We start from the raw sequence: 13,332 nt of genomic DNA on the forward strand, positions 1-13,332 counted from the left end.
GAGGGACCTGGAATGGGCGCCGCTGCGGGAGCGGCGCTTCTTCCAGGCCAGACAGTTGCTGCCTTGCTTCAAGATTTCGGAGGGGGATTGGACGGGGTGTACTGCGCCTGCGGATCGTTCTTGGTGAGATCACAGCCGGCATCGCCCAGCCAGTAGGGCTTGATGTCCTGCCAAACCTTGGGGAAGGTGATGGAATGGTCCGCCCCGACCTTCGCCAGATAGATCGTGTGGGACATGTGCTGGCTCTTGGGGTCGAGGCACACCTTGCCCTCCGGCGCATCCATGCACACGTCCCCCTGCGCAATGATCTTGCGCAAGTCGTCACGCTTGGTGGAGCCGTTGGCCCGTTCAACCATCTGCTTGTAGAGATAGACCGCCAGGTAGGAGTTTTCGGCCTCCTGGTTCACATAGGGTTCGCTCGGGAACTTCGCCTTGAATTTGGCGACGAAATCCTTGCTCGAAGGCGAGTCGATCTCCTCGATGTAGTTGGTGGTGACATACATGTCCTTCAGGCTCGGCGGCTTGAAGCGCTTGTGCTCATAGCCTTGGCCGACATTCACCGAGGACGCCATCGGCAAGCCGACATTCGCTGCCGCAGCCTGCTCGTAGTAGGAGGCCTGGGCCGTGCCGACCAGGAGTGTCACCACGAAATCGGGCTTGACCTTCTGGATGTTCTGGATCGACTGCGAGAACTGCGAGACGCCGAGCGGGATGAACTCCTCGCCGACCATCTCGCCGCCATTCTCCTTGACGATGTTGCGCACCCATTCGGCGGAGATCTGTCCGAAATTGTAGTCGGCGGCGAGGGTGTAGACCTTCTTGCCGTACTTCTCCATCATCCAGGGGATGAGTGTGGAGAACTGCTGCTCGGGGACCGCCCCGGTAACGATCATATGGGCGTCGCAAACCCCGCCTTCATACTGGTTGTTGTAGAAGGCGAATCCGTCCAGTTGGTCGACGATCGGCCGATAGGCTTCGCGGGAAGCCGACGAGAAGCCGGCAAAGACAGCGTCGACCTTGTCTCGCTGCAGCACCCGGCGCATGAATTCCTGGTAGCGGGTGTTGTCGGACTGCGTATCGTAGACGACCAGTTCCAGCGGGCGCCCCGCGATGCCGCCCTTGGCGTTGATCTCGTCGGTGGCCAGTTGGATCGCGTGAACCTTGCCGATGGTGGCGACGGCGAAGTCGCCTGATTGATCTTCCAGTACGCCGAGCTTTATCGGGTCGGCTGCGAGCGCTTGGGACATGCCGAGCAAAAGTGTCCCTGTGAGGGTTGCGGCTCGCAGCCCCCTTTTGGTCTTCCCAGTCATGTGAGTTCTCCTCTGTCGACGCTTATTTTGTCTCGGCACGCCGGCCGGAGGGCCCTTCGCGCACCGTTATTTTGGGCGTTGCCGCCCATCTGCCGAGGAACTCCTCGCAGTATTCTTCCAGGCTGACCCGCAAACGCATGCTTTCGCGCCGCAGCCGGTTGTAGGCTTCATCGTCATCGATGCCGGTCTGTGTCGTTAGCGTCAGCACGGCCTTGATCACCGAGCGGCGGCCACGCCGTCGTCGCTCCATGTCGTCGAGGCGGTTCTGCATATCATTGCGCAGCAGGAACTGATTCACGCCCAGGAACAGTGCGGTGTAGATGGCTGCGCTGTGCACCGGCTTGCGCAGGAAGGCCGTCGCACCGAGATTGACAAGACGCTTGAGCCGGCTCGGTGCCTCCACGCCCACCAGCCCGATGACTGGCACTGGTGGCAGGCGTGGATCACCCTCGGTCTCCAGGGGAAGAGTGCCGTCCAGATCGCCGTCCACGAAGAGGATATCCCGCTCCTGCTTCAAGCTTGTCATGTCGAAGTCGACGCGGCCATCGGCGACGATGAGGAACTCGCTGGTCACCCCCAATTTCGCGAGCGTTGTTTCGAGAGCTTCGACCGCGGTGCGGTTGGCGGTAACGATCAGGGCCCTGCTGCCGTTGAAGTTCTGGAGGAGGCGAGCAACCATCACTTTGCGATCCTCAAATTTGGCGTGTGGGAGACAACGGCATATCGTGGCGAGGACTGAACGAGGTAGGGGTCGGGCTGAATGGGGCCGGCCTCCTCGACGATCACATCAAAGCGCGCCTTCCGGTTCGAGCGGCCGATGCGTGGCGTGAGCCAGGCATGGGATGTCTGAGGATCGATCCAGACTTCGCCTTGCGGTGCTGTGAACCTCTGGCGAGCGACGGCGTTCTTGACGGCGGACACCTCGTCCGTACCTGCCGCCGACAATGCGCGTGCCAGCAACTGCACGGCGATATAGGAGGCCTCGGCATCGGCCGATGTGGCCGGGCCATTTGGGAAGGACCGCTCATAGGCCGTGGTGAATGCCTTGTTCGCTGGAGTCTCCAGTGAGGAGAAATAGACAGACGAACTCAGATGACCATCGACCATTTCTTGGCCGATCTCCTCCAGTTCCGGTTCGGAGAGCGTGCAGCTGGCGATGGGGATCTGCGCGGCCTGATCGATGCCGCGGGCTTGGCAAGCTGATCGAAACGCACGGAAGAACGCATAGGCGCTCTCACCGATGAGGTTGTTGAACACGAAATCGGGACGGGCCGAGAGGATCGCGTCGACGACCTGGCCGAATTCGGTGTCGCCGATGGCGACATAGCGTTCCGCCAGAACTCTGCCGCCCTGTGCCGTCATGGCCTCGCGAAAGATGCGGTTGTTTTCCCAGGCCCAGATGTAGTTCGATCCGACGCAGAAGGCGTTCGAGCCGATATTGGCCAGCATGTAGCGTACGAGCGGAAGCACGTGCTGGTTGGGTGAAGCGCCCGTGTAGATGACATTGTTCGAGGTCTCGAACCCCTCATAGTGTGAGGGATACCACAGCAGGGCATCGTATTTTTCAAAACAGGGGATGACTTCCTTGCGGCTCGATGACGTATAGCACCCGATCACATGACGTATGCCGTCGCTGGTCATTTGCCGGCTATGCTCGGCATAGCGTGCCAGGTCACCTCCGGGGTTCACCACGACAGGCTCGAGCCGGAGATCCGGAAAGGACCGGGAGATCTCCTCGAAGGCCAGCAAGGCGCCGTTCAGCATGGAGCGCGCGACCACGCTATAGGAGCCGGTCGTCGAGAACATTACTCCGATGCGATGCCTTGTTGCCGACATAAGCCCATTCCAAAACAAAAAACGCCCAGCGGCTGGTCTGCCGTGGGCGTCCGTGCCACCAACCATACGCGTGCAGAGCGCACTCGCCTGTTGGAAATGTAATCAGATGTGGCGCGTAAATAGGCAGCTCTGCCCAGCGCTCTAAAATTAGGCTCCTCCAGATTTGATCATTTGTCAAGTCGTTAAATGTCGGCGCGGCTTCTTATCTGCCGGATTGGTTCCGGCACTTGCCGCCCGATCTGCCGGCGGCGATGAGCCGCTCGGGATCGGAACGCCAGACAAAGGGCTGGGACGGCTGGCTATGCTCGCTGATGAAGTGCTTGATGGCGACGTGGAGAGAGGCGGCGGATTGGAAGGCGTCGTTCTTCAGGCAGTAGCGGCGCGACTTGGTGACGAGGTCATCGACCTTGTTCGGTCGCGAATATACAGTAATTGCCACGGATTTTTATGAATAAAACCGATGTGCGACTTTATGCGTTGCAGGAACCGGGCCTAAAAATAATATATTATATCGGCGTTTTGGAAATTCTGATGGATTCTTCGATTAATAAGTCATGTAAAATAAATAGTTAAAGAAAAATGGTGATTCGAAGAAAGGTCATTTTTCTCTAACGTGCAAGAAAAAGGAAGCGACTGCGATTACAGGTTCAAATCAGAGTACCCATGCCGCGCAACCAATTGCGGAAGTCAACTTCCTGTGCGGCATATGACGGAGCGGACTTCTTCACACCTCAAACAACCGTCCCGGACTCATGATGCCCTTGGGGTCAAAGAGACGCTTAACGCCTTCCGTCAGGGCTTTCTCCTCAGGTGCCAGGCCTTTGAGGTAGGAGCCAAGCTTGGCGCGGCCAATCCCGTGCTCGGCGCTGATCGAGCCCGCGAATTCAGGCAGGGCGGCGTAGACCACCTGCTCGCACCGCTTGAGAAAAGCTGGCTTGTCGCCCTCTGCCATGTGAGGCGGCGGGAGCACATTGTAGTGGAGGTTGCCATCGCCGACATGTCCATAGGCTACGGGAATGGCGTTGGGCTCGGCCTGCGCCAGCGCAGCATCCGTTTTGGCGAGGAAGGCGGCGATGTCCGAAATCGGCACCGAGACATCTGTGCGCAGATGACGGCCGCGGCGGGCCTGCCCCTCCACCAGGTCCTCGCGGATGCGCCAGAGCGCACCGGCCTGCGCGCTGTTGGCAGCAACCGTGCCGTCGAGGACATGGCCTGCTTCCATCGCGCTCTCGAGAAAGCGTTGCATCAGGGCAGAGAGGTCGACCAGGCCGCTGGCCGAGGCCTCCATCAGCACATAGTGCGAGGATCTGGTTTCCAGGGGATGGCGCAAATCCGGCGTTGCCTCCTGCGCGAGTTCCACGCCGACATGGCCGATGAGCTCGAACGCCGAGAGCAGGTCGCTGAGGTCTCGCCGGGCAAGTCCGTAGAGCGCGACGGCAGCTGCGGGGTTCTCCACCGCGAGGAAGGCCGTCTCCACTTGCGTCGGTTTGGGGAAGAGGCGCAGGCTCACCGCCGTGATGATGCCGAGTGTGCCTTCCGAACCGATGAGAAGCTGCTTGAGGTCGTAGCCTGTGTTGTTCTTGTGCAGCTTCCTCAGGCCGTTCCAGATCTGCCCGTCCGGCAGCACGGCCTCGATGCCGAGCACGAGATTGCGCGTCATGCCATAGCGCAGCACATTGAGGCCGCCGGCATTGGTGGCGACATTGCCGCCGATCTGACAACTTCCCTGGGCGCCGAGCGCCAGGGGGAAGAGGCGCTCATGCTCGGAGGCGACGGCATGGAGATTGGCGAGGATGCAGCCTGCCTCCACTGTCATCGAGAAGTTGGCCGGGTCGATTTCGCGGATATGGTTCAGCCGTTCCAGGCTGACGACCACTTCTGTGCCGTCAGCCGAAGGCACCCCACCTGCGACAAGCCCGGTATGGCCGCCCTGGGGTACGACGGGAATGGCGGCGGCGGCGCATAGACGCACAATCTGCGCAACCTCCTCGACGGTGCGTGGGCGCAGGATAGCGCGAGCCCGTCCCTTCGCATCGCGCGGCCAGTCGGTGAGATAGCGCTCGGCCTGGTCGGGATCGGTGACAGGATCGAAAATGGCCAGATGGTCATCGATGGGGGGCATGGCTGGTTCGCCTGGGAGAGGGGTTGTCAGGTGGTCTACGTCGCGCTGCGCATAGTCGCCATCGCGTTTGGGATTTCCGGTGGTTCCACGCCGTTGCGGTTCGACCGATGCCGGCAGGGCGGCAGGCAGGACAAGGGTATCGAGCTGCGTGAGGAAGGTTCATCCGGGCCAGCGCCAAGGCAACGAGTTCTCAAATGCATGTATAGCCTCCATCGGCGTTGATGATTGAGCCCGTCAACAAGCTCGATGCATCCGAAGCCAGGAATTGAACGACGGAGGCGATTTCATGCGGTTGCCCCATCCGGCCGGCGGGAGTCATGTCCAGCCAGCGCGACAACAAGCCTGGTTGGCTTTCGAGACCATGCAGGAGCGGTGTCTCGATATAGGTGGGTGCGACCGCATTCACCCGCACGCCGCGCTTGGCCCATTCGACCGCCAGTGATTTTGTCAGGTGGTGCACGCCTGCCTTTGAGGCGTTGTAGTGACACTGCGGCTGCGGGATGTTGACGATCTGGCCGGACATCGAACCGATATTGATGATCGAGCCTGCCCCAGCTTCCAGCATCCGCCGGCCGAACCCGCGGCAGGTGCGAAACACGCCCGTCAGGTTGACGGCAATGACCTGGTCCCATTCCGCGTCGGTCATGTCCTCGGCGGGCGTGTTGGTCACGATCCCCGCGTTGCAGACCAATATGTCAAGCGGGGGCAAGGCGCTCGCCAATGCGTCGATCGACGCGCTGTCGGTGACATCCAGAACCTCCGCCCGTGCTTTGTGGCCCCTGGAGCTCAGATCGAGTGCGGTGGCTTGTGCCCGCTCGCGCTTGATGTCGGTGCAGATCACTTCGGCTCCGGTCGCCGCGAGCGCCTCGGCGATAGCGGCTCCGATCCCTTGTCCTGCGCCGGTGACCAGCGCAAGCTTGCCCATCAGATCGTACTTCGCCCTATAGTCCATTCGTTCCTCCATCGGCTTGGCAGACAGGGTGACGGCTTGCTGCCATCAGCGTGCGAGGCAGCAGGGCAGCGCGGTTCGACATGGCTATAACCCGCAGACTCGCAGCACGGGTTTCCTCCGAACGGCAGCCCTGACATTCAGCAAAGAGGGCGTGACGGCCCTCGTTCACGCTGGGAATTTCCAAGGGCCCGGGGTGTCGGACAGTCTGGCTCGCCCGCAGCTCAAAGAAGTCCTCGCCCTGCCAGATTGCGCATGAGCGAACGCGTGCCGAAGGTCCATGGTGCCGCTTCGTCGGAGTAGACGACAGTGTTTTGCAGCGTGCCCAGAAGCGGCGTCGAGATTGCCACGACATCGCCCTTTGCGTGCGTGAAGCCCGAACCCTTTTCTGCGCGGTCCTGCGTGGGCGCGAACATGGTCCCCAGAAACAGCATGAAGCCGTCCGGATATTGGTGGGACTTGTTCAATGTCTGCGAGACCAGACTGGCGGGCTTGCGGCTGATTTCCGCCATGTTCGAATGTGCCGACATGCGGAAGCCGTCTGTTCCCGCAACCGACATGGTCAGGGTCGCAGTCTCGATATCGGCGAGCGTGAAGTTGTCGTCGAACAGCCGGATGAATGGACCGATGGCGCAGGAGGCGTTGTTGTCCTTGGCTTTGCCGAGAAGGAGGGCAGACCGTCCCTCGACGTCGCGCAGGTTCACGTCATTGCCGAGCGTCGCGCCGCGGATAGTGCCCTTGCTGTCGACGGCCAGCACGATTTCGGGTTCGGGGTTGTTCCAGCTCGAGATCCGGTTCACCCCGATCTGTGCGCCCGGGCCCACGGCCGACATTGGCTGTGACTTGGTGAAGACTTCGGCGTCCGGGCCTATGCCCACCTCGAGATATTGCGACCATAGCCCTTCGGCGATCAGCGCGGCCTTGACCTCCGCGGCCTTCGCCGAACCCGCCTCGATGTTCGACAGGCTCCCGCCGATTGCCGCTCCTATCCGCCGGCGCAGTTCGTCCGCGCGGCCCGGATCGCCGGACGTACGCTCATCGATCACGCGCTCGACCATGCTTTGCGCGAAGGTCACCCCGCAGGCCTTCAGGGCCTGGAAGTCGGCCGGGGCGAGGAGGCAAGGGCGGTTCGAATGATAGCCCATCTCGGTCGGATCGAGGACCATGTCCTGCGGCACTCCGATCGCCTCGCCGGTGAGAGCATCGAAGCGACCTGCAGGATCGGTATCAAGAAAATCGGCCATGGAGACCACGCTCTCGGTCACATCGATGAGGGTACCGTCGCGCAGTATGACGATCGAAGGGCCCTTGCCTGGCCGCCATACGCGGCCAACGAGTTTCCCGGCTTCGGGCGAAGTGGGCAGCATTGAAAGTTTCCTCGTTATATCTAGCAAAACTACATATAGCGGAGGACATTGGTCAAGCGCTTTGAGAGGGGGCCCGGGTTCTTCCCTTCCTTCGGCTATTCCGGTAAATAAATTTAATCTAATATAATCAATTATTTGTATAAAATCGCTGTTTCTGCTCTTCGCCATTTTGGCAGCCTCTCCTCCAAGATTCCTCTTGCCAATATGTAGTGATGCTATATCACTCTGGGCACGGGCAGCGATAGCTCACAGCGGGAGGTGGCGAAGATACGTCATGACAAACCAGACCCCCTACGACCTGATTTCCCAGATGGATGGCATGCTCTTCATTGAAGGTGCGTTCCGAAAAGGCGGGGGCGGGCGTCTTCCCGTCGAGAACCCGGCGACAGGCGAGATCATCGGCCAGATCGCCGCGGCAACGAAAGCCGAGGTCGAGGAAGCCGTCCTCGCCGCACGCCGTGCTTTCCGTCCCTGGGCGAGGCAGCTGCCCAAGGTGCGCGCGGCCGCGCTTCATCGGCTTGGGGATGCGATCGCAGCCGATGCTCTGGCGATGGCAAGGGTCATGACGGCCGAGCAGGGAAAGCCCGTCAACGAGGCAAAAGGCGAGATCCTCAAGCTCGCCGAGGCCTGTCATTTCTATGCCGAGGAAGCCACCCGCGTTCATGGCGAGATCATCCCGAACGAGCAGCCTGGATTCCAGAGCCTCGTCGTACGCGAGCCGATCGGCGTGGTTGGCGCCATCACTCCGTGGAACTATCCGGCCGAGCTCGTGGGCTGGAAGCTTTGCGCGAGCTTGGCGTCGGGCTGTACGATCGTCATCAAGCCCGCCGAGATTACGCCGTTCACCGCGCTCGCCATTGCCGCCAAATGCGCCGAGGCGGGAATCCCGGCAGGGGTGGTCAACGTGCTGACGGGCAAGGGGGCGCAGGTCGGACAGGCGCTGGTGGAGCACCCTCAGGTCGACAAGATCGCCTTCACCGGATCGAGTGCGGTTGGCCTGCATATCCAGCAAAGCTGTCCCCAGGTGAAGCGCCTGTCGCTGGAACTCGGCGGCAACTGCCCAATGGTCGTGACGGCGAGCGCCGATATCGCTGCGGCGGTCAAAGGCGCGGCACGCCGCAGTTTCCGGAACTGCGGCCAGATCTGTATCGCGATCAACCGGATCTATGTCCACCGCTCCGTCTACGAGGATTTCCTCACGGGACTGGGCCAGGCGGCCGAGGCGCTCAGCGTCCACAATGGGCTCGAACGGCCCGACGCCGATCTGGGGGCGATGGCTTCGGGCGAGCCGCTGGCCAAGACGCGGGCACATCTGGACGACGCACTGGCCAGGGGCGCACGACTGGTCGCGGGCGGCAAGGCGCCCGAGGGCGCCGACTATGCCAAGGGGCATTTCTTCCGTCCGTCCGTGGTGGCCGACTGCACGCACCAGATGCTGGTGATGACCGAGGAGACCTTCGGCCCGCTGGTCGGTGTTGCCGTTTACGACGAGCTGTCCGAGGCGATCGCCTTGGCCAATGACACGCCCTACGGATTGGCTTCCTATGTCTATGCACGCGACCTGACCGAGATCCAGACCCTGTCTGCGGGCCTGGATTACGGCAATGTAGCGATCAACAATGTCGATGCCGGGATCATGAACGCTCCCTATGGGGGACGTAAGCAGAGCGGTGTCGGTTATGAACATGGTCGCGAGGGGCTGCTTGAATACTTCAATTTCAAGCATGTCCGGCTGCATCACGGTGTGGGGGCTTGAGCGATGCAGGCGCTGTTGGGAATCGACATCGGCACCTCCGGGTGCAAGGCGTTGTTGATTGCGGCCGATGGCGCCGTCATCGCGGCGCAAACCGAGACTTATCCGCTATCGCAACCGCATCCGGGATGGTCGGAACAGGATCCTGAACTCTGGGTCGAAGGCGCGCGCAAGGCGGTTGCCGGCGCGCTGGCCAAGGCGCCAGAGATCGAGATCTCGTGCATCGGCCTTTCCGGCCAGATGCACGGGCTCACGCCGCTGGACGAGGGACATCGGGTGCTGCGGCCGGCAATCCTCTGGAATGACCAGCGCAACGGCGCCGAATGCGCTGCGATCACCGAGGCGGCTGGGGGGCTCGAAGGAGTACTGGCCGCCACGAACAACCGGATGCTGGTCGGCTATACCGGGGGCAAGATCCTGTGGATGCGCAATCACGAGCCGGAGCTGTTCGCGCGCATGAAGGTGATGCTCAATCCCAAGGATTATCTGCGTCTGCGGCTGACGGGGGAGGTCGCGTCGGAGGTCTCGGATGCTTCCGGCACGGGGCTCTTCGATGTGCGGCGGCGCCAGTGGGCCAAGGGCTTGATCGAGGTGGCTGGGATCGATCCGACCCTGCTACCGCCGGTCTTTGAATCGCAGGTGATCACCGGGCGGGTCTCGGCCATCGGTGCCGATCTGTTCGGGTTGCCCGAAGGCATACCGGTCGCCGGTGGCGGGGGCGATGCCGTCATTCAGACGATCGGGTCCGGCGTGATTGCCCCCGGCGAATTGCAGTCGACGATCGGAACGGCCGGCATTCTTGCCGCGGCACTCGACTCGCCGCAGGACAACCCGGACGGCAGGTTGCAGGTATTCTGCAATGTTGCGCCGGACAAATGGCATTGCATGGGCGTTTCGCTGAACGCCGGCGGGGCGATGGGCTGGTTTCGCGAGACGCTGTGGGCTGGGTCAGACGGTGCGCTGACCTCGTTTGATCAGATCGTGGCGGAGGCGGCACAGAGTCCCGCCGGCGGGCGCGGCCTGCTATTCCTGCCTTATCTCAACGGGGAACGCTGCCCGCATCCCGATCCGGGGGCAAGAGGTGCCTTTGTCGGGCTGACCGCTCGGCATAGGCGTGGCGATCTTGCGCGTGCTGTGATGGAAGGCGTTGTCCACGCTTTTGCCGATATGCACGCGCTGATGAAGCCGATGGGCATCGACGGGCAAATTGTGAAGGCATCGGGAGGCGGTGCGCGCTCGCCACTCTGGCGTCAGATTCAGGCCGACATGTTCGGCTGCGATGTGGTGACGACCGACGGTGCTGCGGAGGGTGCGGCCTTCGGGGCAGCACTGGTCGCGGGCCTGGCGATTGGCGTGTGGCCCGACGTGGCAAGTGCGGCGCGCAGCTGCCGCGACCTGACGTGGGAACGCCCAGACCCGGGCACCGCCCAGGTCTATGCCCGTGCTCACCACGCCTATCGCAATCTATACCCGGCGTTGAGCGAGACCTTTGATGCGCTCGGCGAAGCCATTTTTGACCAGTAGCCGTAGGAACTCGCGACATGCCGATTTACGCCGCATTCATTTTCGATCTCGATGGCACTTTGATCGACAGTGCGCCCGACATAGCCGCGGCCCTCAGCAAAGGCTTTGCCGCCAATGGTTGGCCGGAACTCGATCCGCGCTATGTGGAGCAATTCATCGGCAACGGACCGAGGCGCCTGATCCTCGATATCCTTGAGGACAAGGGCATCGCCTATGACGAGGAGGCGGTCGAGCGGGCGTTCGAAGGATATCTGCAGGCCTATCTCGACGATCCCGCAGGCAGGACGCAGTTTTTCTCACATGTCCCGGAGGATCTGGCGGCCTTGCGCCAGGCGGGCGCGCGGCTTGGCATCTGCACCAACAAGAACCACGCAGTGACCGGCAAGGTCCTGGAGCAGCTTGGCTTGGCGGACCTCTTCGATGCGGCGATTGGTGCGGATGCGGTGCCTGCTTCCAAGCCGGATCCGGGTCATCTCATGGCTGTCGCCGAAGCGATGGCGCTCGAGCCCGGTAGCTGGGCCTATGTCGGCGACACGAATGTCGATCGCGCGACGGCTGAGGCGGCGGGTGTGCCATTCTACGTTGTTCCGTGGGGAGCTGGCGCCTCGGTCGACGTTCCCACCGGTCATCGGTTGACCCGCCTGGCCGATCTGTTGCAGCACGATCCAAGACCCACCGCCGCCGAATAGCGGCAAGGAGAGTGCCAGATGACCGTCAGCCTGCTGCAACGTATCCTACAAGAACGCGAGGAGATGCATCCGGCTGAGCGGCGGGTCGCCGCCTTCGTCAGCGCCTCACCCTCGGAGGTGCTGCACATGAGCATGGCGCGCTTGTCCGAGACCTGCTCGGTGAGCGACCCGACGATCATGCGGTTTTGCCGCCGCTTCGGCTTCGAAGGCTATCAGGAATTCAAGCTGCATTTGGCGCAGAGCCTCGTGCCTTCGGCACCCTTCGCCTACGAACAGATCATTCCTGATGACAGCATCGACAACATCGTGCGCAAGACCTGCCGGAACTCGCTGAACGCGATCCAGAGACTGGCCGAGGATCTGGTGCCCGAACAGGTGGCGGAAGCCGCGCGTGTGCTTCAGGCAGCAAGCTGGACCGGAATCTATGCAGCCGGAATTTCCGAGGTGAACGCGCTCGACGCCGAGCACAAGTTCCAACGCCTCGGCATGCGGTGCCAGGCCCTTCTGGGCAGGCAACGCCAATGGATGCATGCCGAAAGGGCCAGGCCCGGCGAAGTCGCGCTGATCTTCTCGCAATCGGGACATACCAAGCAGATGGTCGAAGTCGCCATCGCTGCGCGGGCACGCGGCGCACGCGTGGTCTCGATCGCCGCCGGCGAGAGCCCGCTGGCACGGGTTACGGATGCCATGGTCGCCGTCCTGCCCTACGACCGGACGGAACTGATGACGCCGCTGGCATCGCGTCTCAACCACCATCTGGTCACCAACATGCTGGTGACCGCCATTGCCATTTCGAGCGGCAGCCAGTTCCCCGACCAACTGCCTGCGCTCGACAATTGGCTGACAGACAAGATTTGAAACCCTGAAGAGGCGCGGCGGAGCCTTGCGCCAGAGGAGGAAGAATGAGCGCGCAGGACGAAGCCAAGAAGGTCGCGGGCCGACGCGTGATCCAGGAATTCGTGCGCGACGGCATGAAGCTGGGCCTGGGATCGGGCACGACGTCGCATTTCTTCGTGCGCGAGCTTGGCAAGCATGTTGCCGCAGGAATGAAACTGACCTGCACAACGACGTCCCGTTCGACGATCGACGTCGCGCGTGGGGTGGGGATCGAGATCACCGATCCCAACGACATCGGCGAACTCGATCTGACCATCGATGGACCGGACGAAATCGATCACAAGTTCAATATGATCAAAGGCGGTGGGGCCTGCCTCCTGTGGGAAAAAATCGTCGCCCATGCCTCCAGGCGAATGATCTGCATCTGCGACGAGACCAAGATCGTCGATTGCCTGGGAGGATTTCCCCTGCCGGTGGAAGTGGTGCAGTTCGCCTGGAAGCAGACCGAGCGCATGGTGGGGCGTGCGCTCGCCGATCACGGGATTAAAGACGTCAGGATTGAGCGCCGCGTACGGGACGGGCAGCCCGTCGTGACGGACAGCGGCAACTTCATTCTCGATTGCCGTTGCGGTCCGATCATAGCCGATCCCGCACCATTGGAGCTCGAGTTGAACCGCATACCCGGCGTGGTCGAGAACGGTCTTTTCACCCGCGAGGCAGTGGGAATGGTCGTGGGCTGTTTCGATGGAACATCCTACGTGAAGATGCGGTGATCTAGTAAAACTCCGCATAGGAAAGGGATCGGTGTTATCCGCTCTTTTTCGAAGCGAAACCAAAAACCCTTACATCCTATTGTAATAAAATAGGAAAATCTAAAAACTTCAAAATTTCATGGCACAGGTTGCGCGGCAGCTATCACGGCGCGCCGCGCGACCAGTTGACAGT

General features: G+C 61.6%; 12 protein-coding genes. 5 read left to right on the forward strand and 7 right to left on the reverse strand.

Annotation, left to right across the window (positions count from 1 at the left end):
- Positions 1-68: 68 nt before the first annotated feature.
- The 7 genes from ACIGJE_RS26200 to ACIGJE_RS26230 all read right to left on the reverse strand — a co-directional run bounded on the left by ACIGJE_RS26200 (position 69) and on the right by ACIGJE_RS26230 (position 7,584).
- Complete coding sequence (locus tag ACIGJE_RS26200) at positions 69-1,310, reverse strand: urea ABC transporter substrate-binding protein (RefSeq protein ID WP_311940256.1); 1,242 nt, start codon at positions 1,308-1,310, stop codon at positions 69-71.
- Between the two features lie 22 nt (positions 1,311-1,332).
- The gene (locus ACIGJE_RS26205) at positions 1,333-1,989 is read right to left on the reverse strand and encodes an ANTAR domain-containing response regulator (RefSeq protein WP_311940258.1); all 657 of its coding nucleotides are present in this window, start codon (positions 1,987-1,989) and stop codon (positions 1,333-1,335) included.
- Positions 1,989-3,146 (reverse strand): transporter substrate-binding domain-containing protein, encoded by a 1,158-nt coding sequence (locus ACIGJE_RS26210; protein ID WP_415085421.1) that lies wholly within the window; start codon positions 3,144-3,146, stop codon positions 1,989-1,991. The genes ACIGJE_RS26205 and ACIGJE_RS26210 overlap by 1 nt, the downstream gene beginning before the upstream one ends.
- A gap of 202 nt (positions 3,147-3,348) precedes the next feature.
- On the reverse strand, positions 3,349-3,585 hold the full coding sequence (locus ACIGJE_RS26215; protein ID WP_367626344.1) for a hypothetical protein: 237 nt from the start codon (positions 3,583-3,585) through the stop codon (positions 3,349-3,351).
- A gap of 285 nt (positions 3,586-3,870) precedes the next feature.
- Positions 3,871-5,268, reverse strand: coding sequence for an FAD-binding oxidoreductase (locus ACIGJE_RS26220; protein ID WP_415085378.1), 1,398 nt, complete (start codon positions 5,266-5,268; stop codon positions 3,871-3,873).
- 190 nt (positions 5,269-5,458) lie between these two features.
- Complete coding sequence (locus tag ACIGJE_RS26225; RefSeq protein WP_415085380.1) at positions 5,459-6,220, reverse strand: SDR family NAD(P)-dependent oxidoreductase; 762 nt, start codon at positions 6,218-6,220, stop codon at positions 5,459-5,461.
- A 221-nt stretch (positions 6,221-6,441) separates the two neighbouring features.
- Positions 6,442-7,584: a fumarylacetoacetate hydrolase family protein gene (locus tag ACIGJE_RS26230; protein ID WP_415085423.1), complete on the reverse strand. Its 1,143-nt coding sequence runs from the start codon at positions 7,582-7,584 to the stop codon at positions 6,442-6,444.
- A 274-nt stretch (positions 7,585-7,858) separates the two neighbouring features.
- On the opposite strand from ACIGJE_RS26230, the gene ACIGJE_RS26235 reads away from it, so the two are divergent.
- The 5 genes from ACIGJE_RS26235 to rpiA are packed head-to-tail and all read left to right on the forward strand — an operon-like array spanning position 7,859 to position 13,160.
- Positions 7,859-9,340, forward strand: a complete 1,482-nt coding sequence (locus ACIGJE_RS26235) for an aldehyde dehydrogenase family protein (protein ID WP_415085382.1) — start codon at positions 7,859-7,861, stop codon at positions 9,338-9,340.
- 3 nt (positions 9,341-9,343) lie between these two features.
- Positions 9,344-10,861 carry a xylulokinase gene (gene xylB / locus ACIGJE_RS26240; RefSeq protein ID WP_415085384.1) on the forward strand — a complete coding sequence of 506 codons (1,518 nt, stop codon included), beginning with the start codon at positions 9,344-9,346 and terminating at the stop codon, positions 10,859-10,861.
- 17 nt (positions 10,862-10,878) lie between these two features.
- Positions 10,879-11,550, forward strand: a complete 672-nt coding sequence (locus ACIGJE_RS26245) for an HAD-IA family hydrolase (RefSeq protein ID WP_415085386.1) — start codon at positions 10,879-10,881, stop codon at positions 11,548-11,550.
- An 18-nt stretch (positions 11,551-11,568) separates the two neighbouring features.
- Positions 11,569-12,408, forward strand: coding sequence for a MurR/RpiR family transcriptional regulator (locus tag ACIGJE_RS26250; RefSeq protein WP_415085388.1), 840 nt, complete (start codon positions 11,569-11,571; stop codon positions 12,406-12,408).
- A 44-nt stretch (positions 12,409-12,452) separates the two neighbouring features.
- A complete protein-coding gene (gene rpiA, locus ACIGJE_RS26255) occupies positions 12,453-13,160 on the forward strand; it encodes a ribose 5-phosphate isomerase A (protein WP_415085390.1) in 708 nt (235 codons plus the stop codon).
- Positions 13,161-13,332: the final 172 nt, after the last annotated feature.

The organism is Labrys sp. E2SS-1L (assembly GCF_057073705.1).